This is a genomic window from Mesorhizobium australicum WSM2073 (assembly GCF_000230995.2).
GTDB classification, from domain to species: domain Bacteria; phylum Pseudomonadota; class Alphaproteobacteria; order Rhizobiales; family Rhizobiaceae; genus Mesorhizobium; species Mesorhizobium australicum.
In genome coordinates, this window is sequence record NC_019973.1 from 2,762,344 (window position 1) to 2,776,414 (window position 14,071).

Annotated in this window: 12 protein-coding genes and 1 pseudogene; 2 read left to right on the top strand and 11 right to left on the bottom strand. The window is 60.7% G+C overall.

Annotation, left to right across the window (positions count from 1 at the left end; genetic code table 11):
* Positions 1-35: 35 nt before the first annotated feature.
* The 5 genes and pseudogenes from MESAU_RS30080 to MESAU_RS13220 all read right to left on the bottom strand — a co-directional run bounded on the left by MESAU_RS30080 (position 36) and on the right by MESAU_RS13220 (position 4,085).
* On the bottom strand, positions 36-263 hold the full coding sequence (locus MESAU_RS30080; protein WP_013530388.1) for a hypothetical protein: 228 nt from the start codon (positions 261-263) through the stop codon (positions 36-38).
* A complete protein-coding gene (locus MESAU_RS13205) occupies positions 260-1,453 on the bottom strand; it encodes an IS91 family transposase (protein ID WP_013893907.1) in 1,194 nt (397 codons plus the stop codon). The genes MESAU_RS30080 and MESAU_RS13205 overlap by 4 nt, the downstream gene beginning before the upstream one ends.
* Positions 1,375-2,329, bottom strand: a pseudogene (locus MESAU_RS13210) (tyrosine-type recombinase/integrase). Before MESAU_RS13210 ends, MESAU_RS13205 begins: the two are co-directional and overlap by 79 nt.
* A gap of 184 nt (positions 2,330-2,513) precedes the next feature.
* The gene (locus MESAU_RS13215) at positions 2,514-3,824 is read right to left on the bottom strand and encodes a tyrosine-type recombinase/integrase (protein ID WP_015316529.1); all 1,311 of its coding nucleotides are present in this window, start codon (positions 3,822-3,824) and stop codon (positions 2,514-2,516) included.
* A gap of 15 nt (positions 3,825-3,839) precedes the next feature.
* On the bottom strand, positions 3,840-4,085 hold the full coding sequence (locus MESAU_RS13220; protein ID WP_015316530.1) for a hypothetical protein: 246 nt from the start codon (positions 4,083-4,085) through the stop codon (positions 3,840-3,842).
* Between the two features lie 290 nt (positions 4,086-4,375).
* Between MESAU_RS13220 and MESAU_RS13225 the strand changes: the two genes are divergently transcribed.
* Entirely contained in the window at positions 4,376-5,350 is a 975-nt protein-coding gene (locus tag MESAU_RS13225) for a UDP-glucuronic acid decarboxylase family protein (protein ID WP_015316531.1), read from the top strand.
* On the top strand, positions 5,347-6,321 hold the full coding sequence (galE, locus tag MESAU_RS13230; RefSeq protein ID WP_015316532.1) for a UDP-glucose 4-epimerase GalE: 975 nt from the start codon (positions 5,347-5,349) through the stop codon (positions 6,319-6,321). The genes MESAU_RS13225 and galE overlap by 4 nt, the downstream gene beginning before the upstream one ends.
* A 20-nt stretch (positions 6,322-6,341) precedes the next feature.
* Here galE and MESAU_RS13235 read toward each other — a convergent pair whose 3' ends face one another.
* Genes MESAU_RS13235 through MESAU_RS13260 form a run of 6 tightly spaced genes read right to left on the bottom strand, consistent with a single transcriptional unit; the run spans position 6,342 to position 13,622 of the window.
* Entirely contained in the window at positions 6,342-7,562 is a 1,221-nt protein-coding gene (locus MESAU_RS13235) for a glycosyltransferase family 4 protein (RefSeq protein WP_015316533.1), read from the bottom strand.
* 15 nt (positions 7,563-7,577) lie between these two features.
* Positions 7,578-8,318, bottom strand: coding sequence for a class I SAM-dependent methyltransferase (locus MESAU_RS13240; protein ID WP_015316534.1), 741 nt, complete (start codon positions 8,316-8,318; stop codon positions 7,578-7,580).
* On the bottom strand, positions 8,236-9,615 hold the full coding sequence (locus MESAU_RS13245; protein ID WP_083882987.1) for a glycosyltransferase family 2 protein: 1,380 nt from the start codon (positions 9,613-9,615) through the stop codon (positions 8,236-8,238). Before MESAU_RS13245 ends, MESAU_RS13240 begins: the two co-directional genes overlap by 83 nt.
* Positions 9,612-10,835 (bottom strand): glycosyltransferase family 2 protein, encoded by a 1,224-nt coding sequence (locus MESAU_RS13250; RefSeq protein WP_015316535.1) that lies wholly within the window; start codon positions 10,833-10,835, stop codon positions 9,612-9,614. Before MESAU_RS13250 ends, MESAU_RS13245 begins: the two co-directional genes overlap by 4 nt.
* Before the next feature lie 4 nt (positions 10,836-10,839).
* Positions 10,840-12,630 (bottom strand): ABC transporter ATP-binding protein, encoded by a 1,791-nt coding sequence (locus MESAU_RS13255; protein WP_015316536.1) that lies wholly within the window; start codon positions 12,628-12,630, stop codon positions 10,840-10,842.
* Complete coding sequence (locus MESAU_RS13260) at positions 12,627-13,622, bottom strand: glycosyltransferase family 2 protein (protein ID WP_015316537.1); 996 nt, start codon at positions 13,620-13,622, stop codon at positions 12,627-12,629. Before MESAU_RS13260 ends, MESAU_RS13255 begins: the two co-directional genes overlap by 4 nt.
* Positions 13,623-14,071 lie beyond the last annotated feature (449 nt).

Consider the following 14,071-nt stretch of genomic DNA (forward strand, 5'->3'; position numbering starts at 1 on the left):
CCCCGAGGAAGGAACCCGTGGGCCACAGTCGATGGCTATGTGGATTTCGATTTGCGGCTGGTGTCGGCGATGGCGCGACCGCCGCCGGCAAGCGGGTTTGATGCGGACGGACGGTTTCGCCTTTCAGCCACGTGGTATTGTCGGCTCGTCGCGCGGCCGGACGCGACCCGTTCGGCGTCGATGATCACCACGGACACGCGTGGGTCCGTTGCCAGACGCTGGGCGCCTGCGGCTGAACGCTGGAGCATGCCATGCCGGGTCATGGAGAGTTCTCCCGGTTCGTCGCCGTGGAGTCCGGCGGTCCACGCGGCTGTCGCCACCGTTCGAACGTCTCGATGATGATCATGCGTCCGCCGCAGCATCGGCATGGCGGACGGAAGTCAGTCGGTTCTACCGAGTTGTCTTCCTCCGACGGTGGAGCAACGTTCAGCAGTTCGCGCGCCAGCGCGAGGCTGGCCTTGCGCGCGGAACCGGCGAACAGGCCGTAGTGCCGGATGCGATGGAAGCCGCGTGGCAGGATGTGGAGCAGGAATCGGCGGATGAACTCGTCGGTAGCGAGTGTCATGACCTGCTGCCGATCGGGGCCGTCACGGCGGTAATCCTTGTAGCGGAACGTGACGCCGCTCTTGTCGAAGGCGATCAGCCGGCTATTCGAAATCGCGATCCGGTGCGTGTAGCGCGACAGGTAGGCGAGCACCGCCTCCGGCCCCGCGAACGGGGCCTTGGCGTAGACCACCCAGCGCTTCTTCCGCACGGCAGTAAGGCGGCGGAGGAATGCCCGCCGCTCGATCAGGTGCGCGATCGATCCGAAGAAGCTGAGCCGGCCCGCCTCGTGCAGCGCGACCAGCCGGGTGAGAAACAGGCGACGGAACAGCTTGCCGAGAACCCTCACCGGGAGCAGGAAGGCCGGGCGCGACGAGACCCACCGGCTTCCGTCCGGCGCGATGCCGCCGCCCGGCACGATCATGTGGACATGCGGATGGTGCGTCATCGCCGATCCCCATGTGTGTAAGACGGCGGTGATGCCGATGCGCGCGCCGAGATGCTTCGGATCCGTAGCGATCGTCAGCATCGTCTCCGCTGCCGCCTTGAACAGCAGGTCGTAGACGAGCGCCTTGTTCTGGAACGCGATGTCGGCGACCTCGGCGGGCAGCGTGAACACGACATGGAAGTAGCCGACCGGCAGCAGGTCGGCCTCTCGCTCGGCCAACCACGTCCGTGCGGCCGCGCCCTGGCACTTCGGGCAGTGCCGGTTGCGGCAGGAGTTGTAGGCGATCCGCCATTGGCCGCAGTCCTCGCAAGCCTCCACGTGACCGCCAAGGGCTGCGGTTCGGCAATACTCGATCGCCGACATGACCTTGAGCTGGGCGAGGCTCAGGTGACCTGCATGGGCAGCCCGGTAAGCGGGGCCGGCAGCAAGGAACTGTCGGGCGAGATCTCTCCCGGCTTGAATAGGCCAAGCTTGTCGAGCGGGCTCGTAACCGTGCGCACCGTTCGGGTCGCCACCTTCGCGTAGAGTGCGGTGTTGTTGAGCTTGGCATGCCCGAGCAGGACCTGGATGATCCGGATGTCGGTGCCGTCCTCCAGCAAGTGGGTGGCGAAGCTGTGGCGCAGCGTGTGCGGCCCGACCCGCTTGGCGATGTCGGCGGCCTGCGCCGCCTCGACGACTATGCGATAGAGCTGCCGAGTGCTGATCGGCTTCATCGCGTGCTGTCCGGGGAACAGCCAGCCATCGCGGTGCATCACGCCCTGCTGACGTCCGACCTTCCACCACTCACGCAGAAGCCTGAGGAGGTCCTCCGAGAGCATGGCGTTGCGATAGCGCCCGCCTTTGCCGCGTTCGACGCGCAGCAGCATGCGCTCGCTGTCGAGGTCGGTGACCTTCAGCATCGACACCTCGGCGACGCGCAGGCCCGCGCCATAGGCGACCGACAGTGCGGCCTGGTGCTTGAGGCAGGTGGTGGCGTTGAGCAGCCGGGCGACCTCGTCGCGACTGAGCACCACGGGCAGGTTGCGCGGATGCGCCAGCCGGACAAGCCTGCGCGCCAGGTCCGGGCGGTCGAGCGTTTGGGTGAAGAAGAAGCGCAGCGCCGACACGATGCTGTTCATCGTTGGCACGGGAACGCCGTCCTCCTGCTGCTCGATCTGGAACCTGCGCAGGTCGTCGGCGGTCGCGGTGTCTGGTGAATCCCCCGAGGAATGTGGCCTGGCGTCCAATGTCGCGGAGATAGTTGCGCTGCGTCTCGCGTGAGAAGCGCCGCATGTTCATGTCGTCGATCAGTCGCTGGCGCAGCGGGCTGATCGAAGCTTCGAGAACTGGATGGTGCATGGTCAGGCTCCTTGTTGAAGAAGCCCGCCATGCTCTGCTCCAGCCGAACGAGGCTCAACGCGAGCGCGACGACCGGGTCTTGATCTCTACCTCAACCGCAGGCACCCCTCCCGCGCAGTGGGTTCGTTCTCCGGCCCAAATGCGGTCATTCCGGAGCATGTCTCCGAACGTCCGCAAAACGAAGTTAGCCACAGTTCACTGCCAAGGGAGCATGCGGAACGATACGGAAAGCTCTCAGATGTTGGCCCAGGAAAAATTCAACAAAATCAACGATTTTCGTTGGCCCTCCGGGCCCACCATTATCGTTGTTTTTCAATGCCTTACGGGTAGGTTCGCCAACGGGTTCGCCAGAAGGTTCGCCAAGCATCGGCCTGCGGGTCACCAGCCGCACGACGCGATCCATGCCCTGAACCGCCAGACGAACCTGCGATGCCTCGCGTGAGTAGAGCTCGGCATGATCGATGTCGTCGTGGCCCAGCACATCCATGAGCTGCCTGGTCGAGGCCTCGGCCTCGGCGAGATAGACGCCGAGCGACTTTCGCAGTCCATGCAGCGTCAGCCCTTTCGCAAGCCCTGCAAGCTTGCACCAGTGCGCCATGCTCCCGGTCAGGGACTTGGAGGAGAAGGGCTGGCCATAAGCGGTCACCAGGACGGTTTCGCCGCGCTTGTCGGCGGCCCCAAGAATCTCGGCCAGCATGGGCGTGATCGGTACGAAAAGCCGCTTGCCACCGGTCCGGTTCTTGTTCTTTGCCTGGACGATGTCGAAGCCGTCGAAATGACGCTCCTGGCCATCGATCATGACCTTGCGCGTCACCCTCTGGTCCCACCGTAGATCGGCGACATCGCCGCGACGATTGCCCAGCCAGAGCGCCAGCCCGTAACAGGTGCGCGCAGCCGTCCCCAGCGGCCAGCGCTGCTCAAACTTCTGCATCGCTTCGTGAGGCCAAGCCTTCCAGCCCGTGTAGGCAGGACGCCACTCGACCGCCGCGGTAGGATCGATTGCAATCCAGTCCAGTCGCATCGCGACATAGACGAGCTTGCGTATCGCGACGAGCAGATGCTTGGCCTTGTGTGGTGTCGCGATAAAGTGCCCCAGAAGCTCTTCGACGTGGACCCGCCGCAGGTTTTTAACGGGCACGTCGCGCCATGTCAGCGGATGGTCCGGGACCACCCGCAGACCCAGAAATTCCTCGATCAGGCGGCTGTTCTTGAATTTCGTGCTGTCATCATGGGCGAGCCACTTGACGGACGCCTTCAATCTCTTTTCGGCTGCTCCGAATGTTCCTGGCAAGGCCGCACCCGGCATTGTCACAACCGGGGCTTTTCGAATGTTGCGACCCTCGACAGCAGCCCGATAGGCTTCCTTGAAACCTCTCTCGTTGGGGGCAGGCAGCGGCACCAGGCGGCCATTGGCGCGGTAGCGCCAGCGCGTCTTCCCATGACGATCCTTATAGGAGGACACACCTGGGTGTTTGTCTTTAAGACGCTGTTCCATTGCAGAACCAGACTATTACCCTCGATGATTCCCTTGCAAGAGAAAGTCGACGACATTGTCGTCATCGTCGCCGGGCAGATCCGCGAACGCAGCCTCCAGTTTAAGGCGATCCCAGATCACACGACTGTCGATTTTCTTTGGCTTTGGCATGCGCCTGTCTAAGACCATCTGGTCGAACTTTGTTACCCCGACGCCGACGTAGCGGGCAGCTTCATCCCGCGACAGGCCACGTGGAGGGTAGGAGAGGGTGTCGCTTTTCATCACCTTGATCCGCTAATCAGCTATCCGAACGCGTGGCACTTTCTGTGAATATCGCGTTCGAAATAGCAGGGGCCCCATAAAGGGGAAGCCCGATGTCCGGCTTTGATTGCGGAAGGGCTACCCTGGCGTGCAAATAGGACGCTCGAGCCGCCTGTGAGCGGTGATCGCAGCCCTGGTCCATCGAGAACAATGTCTTGCCCGTAACGTAAATTGAAAGCAGGCCGGTGGCGTATGGCCCTGCGTCAGTTTAATATATTAGTCTTGTCTAAGATTAGCCGGAGACCCTGAAGATGCAGCAGGCGAAACAAATCTTGGTGACAGGCGGCGCAGGTTTCCTGGGATCATTTTTGTGCGAGCGGCTCCTTGCTGAGGGCCATCAGGTAGTTTGCGCAGATAACTTCTTCACAGGAAGCCGCAGAAACGTCTCTCATCTCCTCGATGACCGATCGTTCGAGATTATTCGTCATGACGTGACGTTTCCACTCTACGTAGAGGTTGACGAAATATACAATCTCGCCTGTCCGGCGAGCCCCGTCCACTATCAGTCCGACCCCGTCCAGACGACCAAAACCAGCGTTCATGGCGCGATCAATATGCTCGGACTGGCCAAGCGGGTTCGCGCACACATTCTGCAGGCGTCCACCTCCGAAGTCTATGGCGACCCGGAGGTTCATCCGCAGTTGGAAGACTATTGGGGCAGAGTGAACCCGATTGGCCCTCGTTCCTGCTATGACGAAGGCAAGCGATGTGCCGAGACCCTGTTTTTCGACTATTGGCGACAGCACAAGCTGAAGATCAAGGTAGCCCGTATTTTCAATACCTACGGTCCAAGGATGCGTCCCGACGACGGTCGTGTCGTTTCCAATTTCATCGTGCAGGCGCTGCAAAACAAACCGATTACGGTCTACGGCACTGGCCAGCAGACGCGTTCATTCTGCTACGTCGAGGACCTCATCGACGGTCTGGTACGTCTTATGCAGACGGCCGACGATATCACCGGTCCTGTCAATCTCGGCAACCCGGCGGAATTCACGATGCTCGAACTCGCAAATCTGGTGATCGAACTTACCGGAAGCCGATCGAAGATCAGATTTTCGCCGCTACCGGTCGACGATCCAAAGCAGCGGCAGCCCGATATCCGATATGCTTCCCGCGAACTCAAATGGAAGCCAAGAACTGCATTGCGTGCTGGCCTTGCCAAGACAATTGCGTATTTCGAGGACGTGGTTTCATCTGGGCACATTCGGCCCGCCGCAGCCGAATGAAGACGGTCCTGGTAACTGGCGGGGCCGGCTACATCGGGTCGCACTGCTGCAAGGCATTCGCGGAATCCGGATGGTCGGTTGTTGCCTTTGACAACCTTTCGCGCGGCTGGCGCGACGCGGTGAAATGGGGACCGTTGATCGAAGGCGATATTTCCGACGCGGCGGCTGTGGCGGCCGCCCTGGACCAGTATCGGCCGGACGCCGTGGCGCATTTCGCTGCCTACGCTTACGTTGGCGAGTCAGTCGAGCGGCCCGAACTTTACTACCGAAACAATAGTTTCGGCACCCTGGTCCTGCTCGAGGAAATGCTGAAAGCCGGTCTGGACAAGCTGATCTTTTCGAGCACCTGTGCAACTTACGGGATCCCGACGCGGTCGCCGATAGACGAGACGCATCGACAGTCGCCCATCAATCCCTATGGCTGGTCCAAATTCATCATAGAAAGGATGATCGAGGATATCTCACTTGCTCATGGTCTCAACGCGGTCGTGCTTCGGTATTTCAATGCAGCCGGATGCGACCCCGACGGCGAAATCGGAGAAAAGCATGAACCGGAAACACATGTCATTCCGCTCGCCATAGAGGCGGCAGTGAGGCCGGGCCGCATTTTTAGAATCAACGGCACCGATTTTGACACCCGCGACGGAACCGCCGTGAGGGACTACATCCACGTTGTCGATCTCGCGCGCGCCCACGTCCTGGCAGGGGAGAAGCTTCTCCGCGACAAGGGCGTCCACGTCTACAACCTCGGAACCGGAGCGGGTACAACGGTGAACGAACTGGTCGATGCCGTCAGCCGGGCTTCGGGAATGCGGGTTCCGCTGGTTTACGGGCCGCGCAGACCAGGGGACCCGCCGGGGCTTGTTGCTGAGGCCGGCAAGGCCAAGCGGGAACTCGGTTGGGCGGCCGAGCAATCCGCCATCGACAGGATCGTCGAGACGGCACTGGCTTGGTATCGCAGTCGATTGTAACAGATATTGCGCAAGTGACGCTACCGCGCGGTCAGCAAGCGATCGAGAGCGCCAGCCACCGCGCCGAGCGAGAAACTTCCCTCTATCCGCTTTCGCGCCGCCTGTCCGAGGCGGTCTCGCATGGTTGGATCGTCCTTAAGTTTCTTCAGCGCGTGTGCAATTTCCGCCGACTCGTCCCTTCGAACAATGAGGCCGCCGGATGCCTCGCCGTCTGCCAAGATGTCGGGTAGGCCCTGTGCGTCGGTAGCAACGATCGGAAGGCCGCAGGCCATCGCCTCCAACGGTGCGACGGGCATACCTTCGGTGCGGGACGCAGTGACATAGGCATCCGCCGCCGAAAGCCAACGCCGTATCAAGGACCGGTCCGTGGTATAGTCGCAAAGCCATCTCACATTCGGCAGTGCGGCCTCTCTCAGCAGCCTGGCAAAAACGTCTCGGTCCTGCCCCGAGCCTATGATGACCAGTTCGGACGAAGCATCACCGGAAAAGAAGGACCATGCTTTCAGGAGCACATCCAGCCCCTTACGGCGAACGTCGATGCGTCCGTGGTTGACGACGACGAAATTCCCGCGCGCCAGACAGAGGTCTTGCCGCGCCTGCTGACGTTCGATCGCTGTCCACTCGCTGGAATCGATGGGGTTGGCAATATTCGCTACCTTGAGGGCTATACGCGGGTAAGCTTTGGCGAGGCGTTCACGCTCCGCAGCCGATGCGACGATTAGGCCGCTGCAGGCACGGAGAGATGCCTGCCTGGCAATTGCCTCTATCCAGGAGAGCGTCCGGTCGCCGCCCTGGAACGTTGCATAGAGCGGAATGCGGTTACGGACTGCCAGCCAGGCAAGCGCATCAAACCGGGTATATTCGTATTCCTGAACGAGAATTGCATCACACTGGGATCGAGCGAGCACCTCCCGGAACGCCGGGAGCGGCGTCGCGGACCAGCGCCGCAGACTGTGACCCGCTGCGGAGTGACCTTGACGCGCGCGCGCGCCGGGAACGACCCAGATCGGCGCGCCCGTGCCGGCATGGTAGTGGCATTCTATCTGCGAGGCATGCTCGGAAGCGCACACAATGACCGGCCTGTGGCCGGCCAGTTGCAGGGCGGAGACGTAACCGAACAGCCAGCCGCCGGTCATCTGTTCGACGAAATCCTTAAGCCGCAATCCTATCGGATCGAGGAATTCCTCCACGACGTCGCCCCATGGAAAGAGGGCGATGACGAGGGAAGCGCGGCGGCCCATCAAATGCCCCAAAATTCATTTACGCCAGGAAAAAGCCGTCTCCGTGCCGCGTGTCGAGCGGTGGTGCAGCACGTAGCCGACAGCCGTGATCGGCGCCGCAAGAGCGTAAAGTATCTTGCGGCGACGGCGTCCCAGACGAGAAAATGCGACGTCGTGAAAGAGTGCCGTCACCGGGTTGATAAATGTGGCGCGGCGTTCCGGCGCACGGTCGAAGAGCGCTGCGAGTTCGGGATCCCAATAGCCGCGACGAACGTGACCCCATTCCTGCATCAGTTCGCTTTCATGCGGGCAATAGGGCTTCATGACGCGAAAATACGGGTAATGCCACTCCGCATGCGGCGTCGAGACAAGAACATACCCGCCTGGGCGCACGACCCTCAAGGCCTCTTGTGCGGCACTACGGTCATCCTCAATGTGTTCAAGCACGTCGAAGAGCGTCGCCACGTCGAAACTGTCGTTCGCGAAGGGGAGGTCACAGGCATCGCCGCAGACGAAGGTCGACTTCGCCCAATCTGGCTGGTGGTTGCCCAACTCGGGATCGAGATCGAGGTTAACGACTTCAGCGTTCGGATAGAGGATACTTGCCATCCCGCTGCGCCCGCCTCCAATTTCGAGTATCCGGCCGGGCCCGTCGATCGCCGCGGGCGCGACGCGATGAATTGCGCGCATCTTCTCACGGTAGAAAAGGCCGTCCGTCAGACCGTTTGGAAAGGGATTTCGAGACAGGAATTGTCCGAGCGGCGCCTTGCGGATCATCGATTTTCTTCCTCAACCAATTTGATGTTCGCCGTTTTCGCCAGCCGAAACGGACGAGGAATTGAAGACCAGCCAGCCAGCCTTCGACTTCTGCCGCGAGGATACTGGTCCTGCCGGGGGGGCCTTCGAAAAGCGCCTTGACGAATGTTCTCAAGAAATATGCGGGCAGCTGCTTCCAGATGCGATCGATGTTTCCGCGATTGCCAAAATTGTCATATTGCGTGACAAGAGCTGCGACGTGGCCCTTCATGTAGGCTCTTATTTGCCGTCGGAAGCCCGGCCAATCGCGGCGATGATGATGGAAGACAACGGCGCGAGGTTCATACAGGCAAGTCCCTCCTGCGGCCAGCAGCCGGTACCATAGCTCCGAATCTTCGGAACATCCGGCAGCACCGGCGCCGAGGCGCTCGTCGAACGAGCCTACCCGATCGAAGGCCGATCGCCGGAAGGCCATGTTGGCCCCGGCGCCGATTTTCCAAACATGCGCTCCGCTTGGCCGGGTCTCTTCGAAGAAGCGGTGGTCGAAGAGAAGCGGCACGAAGGTGGACCCAAAACCGCCCATGTCGAACTGGAAACGGCGTTGGGCGATCGTATCGAGCCGGGCTGGCAGCACCAAGCCGGTCAGTGCCTCGATGTCCCGTTCTTCGAAGGCGCGCGCGATTTCGGCAGTCCAGCCAGGATGAACCTCGACGTCGTCATCCGTGAACGCGATGATGTCTTGACGGCTTTCCCGGATGCCGGCGGATCGGGCAACACTCAATCCGGGCCGCGGCTCATGAACGAAACGGACCTCAGGAAAGCCGACACATACCGGCCGAGCGTTGCCGTCGCGGGAGTTATCAACGACGATGACTTCGCCCGGGGCGCTGCGTTGCCTTGCAACGCTTTGAAGGCACTCCGCCAGGGCGGGGCCGCGGTCGCGCGTGCAAATTACGACTGAGATGTGCTGGGCCGACGCTGAAGACGCGGTTGCAAGTTCATCAAGGCGGTCGACAAGGTCGTCGGCCCCGAGCGCCGCCGTCAAACAGAGCGCGGACTTTGGCGATCCTTCATAGGTCGCCCGCAAGGGGGCGCCCAGCGGGATGTTGCGGGCAGCCAATTGTGCTGCCGAAAACTCCGCCGCGAACTGCCGCAGACTTGCCTCGCTGTAGGGCAATTCGTCAGGCAAGGACGCTCGCATTCCCAGCGGCAAGTCCTTCCACCAGAAGATCGATAGCGAAGGGGTATCTCCCACATCGGCGTCCGCACAGGCGGAGCCGAGATCGATTTGCCTGACACGGAAGGCCTCGCCATTCACCGGTTTTGCTCCCGGATTCTCTGCACGCGGATACGTGAGCGATCATATTCGCCTGCCAGGCCGCAGATTCCACCCCACAACTCTGCAATGCCGAAACGAAAATCACGACCTTGAAGCTTGCGCGCGGCCCGTGCCAGCGCTTTCAGCCGATCGAAAAACCACCAGCAAACCATGGCACGGTGACGTGCCCTGAGCTCTCCGTCGGTCCGACGGCTTTTGACAAGAAAGGCCATCATACCAAGTCCCCATGTCCAATATTGCCGTCTCAATTGGTCGATCGTCTCGCGATGCTCGTGGTAAACGGCATACTCCGGTTCATAGATCATGGGCCGGCCTGAACGCAGCACGCGATAGAAAATGTCGAGATCGCCACCGCCAGGCAGCGGTGCTCCGGTATCGAGCGCTTCGTCGAAGCCGCCCAGCGATACCAGCAGCGTGCGGTCGAAAGCCATGTTGCAGCCGGCGCCGAGAATACCAGACCCTACCGGGTGCAGCGCATTATCGAATCGGGTGTTGTGGAATTCGTTGCGCCTGAAGCCGCGGCCAAATCCGCCCCTTCGTTCGAAAAAGATCTGCGCCTCGGTGTCCAGGCGAAGCGGCAGCACCAAACCCGTGAAGCCACCGGCACCCGGATTATCCCGGCAGGCTTTGGCAAGCCCGTCAAGCCAGTTGCGGTCGACGACCACGTCATCGTCCAGATAGGCAATCAAGCTGCCCGTGACCGAGCGAAGAGCGGCGTTTCGTGCAAAATCAAGCCCGGGCCTCGGTTCGAACACGTAACGAACGTCCTCGAAGCGCTCGACTGCTTCGCGTGTGGCTGAATCCACAGACGCATTGTCCACCACGACGACTTCGACGCTCGGAAAAGCGGTTGTGCGTCGGACGCTGTCGAGCGAACCCAGCAACCTCGAAAGACGTTCGGCGCGGTCTTTCGTACATATCGCGACGGAGAGGCTCGGCAGGGGCGATTGCCCAACCGGTCTTAGCCGCAGCAATTCCTTATCCATCTTCGCAACCAGGATGCGATCGGCAAAACGTTCATCGGCAACGGATTTCTGTCGCTCCGCCGACAGGATCGCTGCGGAGGCGAGCGCGATCATCTCAAAGCCGACAAGCCGGCCCTGCCAGCGGGCAATGAGACCAACGCCATCGTGCTCTGGCGCAAGCTCAATCGGGGCCAGCGGAATTGACAGTTCGACGTCGACGATCTTGTAGCCCATCGCCTTAGTTCGCACCCATGGCAACACGACCGAGCTGAAACTCGTGAAGTCTTGAAAAATGGCCCGCCCGCTTCAGGAGTTGATCCGGCGGACCAATCTCGATCACCCGTCCTTTCGACATCACGATGATCTGGTCAGCGGCCTGGACGGTGGACAGGCGATGCGCAATGACAACCACGGTGCGATTGTGCGAGTATTGCTCGAGGGCGATCTGGAACGCCTGTTCCGTCTCACCGTCGAGCGCATTCGTGGCTTCGTCCAAAAGGAGAATGTCGGGATTGCGAAGTATGGTCCGGGCCAGCGCGATCCGCTGCCTCTGGCCCCCCGACACGCGCATTCCCTGGTCGCCGATCTGCGTCTCGTAGCCCTCCGGAAGCGAACGGATGAAATCGTCCGCCTTCGCAATGCGGGCCGCTTGGCGCAGTTCGTGCTCACCGGCGTCGAAATCGCCGTAAGCGATGTTGGCCGCGATGGTATCGTTGAACAGGTATACCTCCTGAGACATCAGCGACAGCCGCTTGCGCCAACTGCGCAACTCGAAACCTAAGAGCGGGATACCGTCGGCGAGGACTTCCCCCGACGTCGGGTCCATGAAGCGAAAGAGCAGGGCCATGAGGGTGGATTTGCCGGCACCCGACTCGCCAACGATTGCTGTGGTCTTGCCGGCGGGGATACTGAAGGAGACATCCTGTAGCGCCAAAGGCTGATCGGGCGCATACCGAAAGCAGACATCGCGAAATTCGACGGCCGTCTTGAGGGCGGGCGCCGGCAGATAGCCTTGGCTGAGAAACGGCGTTTGCGTTGTGCGCAGGAACTCGTCCACATCCTCAATCGCGCCCGCAAGCCCGTCCAGCGCAATCTTCGACTGCAGCAATTCCCGTGTGGGAGCCTGGAGACGATAAAGCAGCGACAGGAAAGCGGCGAGAGCCGCGATTCCTATGCTTGCTGATTCCGCAATGAGAACCAGTGCACCGATCAGGATCGTGATCGAGATCTCCGAGACAGGCCCGGGGGTCGCCCAAAGCATGTCGAGCCTCAACAGACGACGCCTTACCCTGTCCGATGTCTGAACGAACCGGTCATGCTCGTAGGATTCCTGTGCGAAGGCACGGATCAATTGCAATGAATTGATGCTTTCCCACATCCTGAGGCCGAACTGCTTGTTTTCCTCGACGACGGCCTTGCCGGTCTCGTCAGCGCGTCGCGTTGCCAGACGAATGGCCATTGCTCCGAAAAGCAGGAAAATCATCGAAAAAGAGGTCAATCGGACTGAGATCAATAGCATCAAGAGAACGAAGACGACGAAGGTACAAAGGCAGATCATCAACCGGTAGGCCAGGCTCAGCCCTTGGCTGACCTTCCAGGTATTGTTGGCAATTGTCGTGATGATGTCCGTTCGCCTGTTCTCGACACGGTAGTCGATGCACGAACTTATCGTCTGATCGAAAACCCTGGATCGCAACCGGTGCGCGACGAGGCCGTCAATGTATCTGGTTACCCAGGTGTTGATGAGATGGACCGCGTTTTTGAGGACGATGCTGACGCAAAGCGCTCCGACCAGGAAGGCGGTCAGGTGTTGATGCGGGATGGGTGACAAGATCCTGTCAAACACCGGCTGCCATCTGCCGGGCTGAGGCGGCGAGGCTCCGAGGCTCTGCAGCAGGGGAATGAACAGGACGAGACCCGTACCTTCCAGAACCGCTGCGATCAGTCCAAGTCCCACCACGGTCGGCCCAGCCCAGGCTGGCGCCGCCGCCAGGCGAAAGAGCCGCCGCAATCGCGCGACCAGACTCACCAGATGCCCTCTGCGTAGGGGGGCTGGAACTCGGCGTTTTTGTTTCGGCTCCTTTTCACTCGGATTTTGACCCACCGAGGCACCAGTCGGGCTCGGCAGTAGATGTCCACCATTCTTGGCAGGCGAGAAATCGCCGTCCCTGGCTCCATTAGGAAGAGTTTCTTCATCAGGCCATACGCTGCCGAAAGCCGCCCGCAGATCAAGGCCCTTACGGCGAGCCAATGCAGCATGTCGATCAGATGATCGTCGAGATCGTCCCCGAACTGCGGGTACTTCTGGCGAAACTCGGCAAGGACAATTTCACAAGAACGAAGCATCTGCATGACATCGCTCGACATGTTGGCGTTCGTCATCCGGTAACCCACGAGGTACTGAGGGACGACGCGAAACTCGTAACTTTCGGCTATTCTGAGGCACATCAGCAGGTCCTCGCAGCCTTGTGCGTTCCTGGCCCTCAAGGAAGGGTCGAAGCCTCCCGCTCGCTCGAACGCGGCGCGTCGGACCAGCATTGAACTTCCGTTGCCAACAAAGTTCGTCCTGCACATGCGTTGGAGCACGCGACCCTCCGCATCGGGCCGGTTATGCAATGAGAATACCCGGCCGTCGCCGTCTATATCGGCGAACCAGCAATATGCCAGGCCTGCGGAAGAGCCGCCTTGCTGTAAGGTGCACATCTGAAGCGCGATTTTGGATGGGGCCCAAAGATCGTCGGCGTCCACAAACGCCAGGAACTCCGCATCGGTGGAAGCAACTCCACGATTGCGCGCATTCGCAACGCCGCCGTTCGACTGCCTTATCAGGCGGATACGGCTATCCTGTTCAGCATAGGAGGCCACAATCGAGGCAGAAGGGTCCGTCGACCCGTCGTCGACGACGACAATGTCCAGCGCCTGGTAGTGTTGCCCGCAGATGCTGTTCAGGGTCGCGCGAATCGTTCGTTCCGCATTGAACATCGGCACCACGACGCCCACCGTGGCATTGTCTTTGATCATGGGCCTCTGTTGTCTCCGCAAAAAGTTGGCTAGACAGGCAACCGGCGCCCGGCGAGCCTCTCCGCGACACGCACCCCCCGGCCTCGATGGCTCTGCCGACTACGCCGTCGTGCGGGAACCTGGAAGTGTGAGTCACGGCGGCATGCTGCACTGCAACACAAATTACACCGCAATGCGCAATATTGCTAATTTAATCATCTCTAAAGTCCGGTTTGCAGGATCAGATTTTCTTACGGCCCGAAACAGCGCTTGAACCGCCAGCGCGCGCCGTTACCGTCAACGCCGCCGTCCGGCGCGGCGTCCCGCCCACCGCTAAGCTGAGATTGGCTGTTCAAGAGGCGGGCGTCTTACTACGCAGCCTTTAATCTGACCGGGATCCTGATGAGGTACTGGCGCGTCTTCACGAACCAACCTCAGCGACCGACATAAAGCTCCGACCTGCCTTGCGA

Coding starts and splice junctions, on each gene's coding strand:
- MESAU_RS30080 (WP_013530388.1), bottom strand. CDS start 263: ATGACCCGGCATGGCATGCTCCAGCGTTCAGCCGCAGGCGCCCAGCGT.
- MESAU_RS13215 (WP_015316529.1), bottom strand. CDS start 3,824: ATGGAACAGCGTCTTAAAGACAAACACCCAGGTGTGTCCTCCTATAAG.
- MESAU_RS13220 (WP_015316530.1), bottom strand. CDS start 4,085: ATGAAAAGCGACACCCTCTCCTACCCTCCACGTGGCCTGTCGCGGGAT.
- MESAU_RS13225 (WP_015316531.1), top strand. CDS start 4,376: ATGCAGCAGGCGAAACAAATCTTGGTGACAGGCGGCGCAGGTTTCCTG.
- galE (WP_015316532.1), top strand. CDS start 5,347: ATGAAGACGGTCCTGGTAACTGGCGGGGCCGGCTACATCGGGTCGCAC.
- MESAU_RS13235 (WP_015316533.1), bottom strand. CDS start 7,562: ATGGGCCGCCGCGCTTCCCTCGTCATCGCCCTCTTTCCATGGGGCGAC.
- MESAU_RS13240 (WP_015316534.1), bottom strand. CDS start 8,318: ATGATCCGCAAGGCGCCGCTCGGACAATTCCTGTCTCGAAATCCCTTT.
- MESAU_RS13250 (WP_015316535.1), bottom strand. CDS start 10,835: ATGGGCTACAAGATCGTCGACGTCGAACTGTCAATTCCGCTGGCCCCG.
- MESAU_RS13260 (WP_015316537.1), bottom strand. CDS start 13,622: ATGATCAAAGACAATGCCACGGTGGGCGTCGTGGTGCCGATGTTCAAT.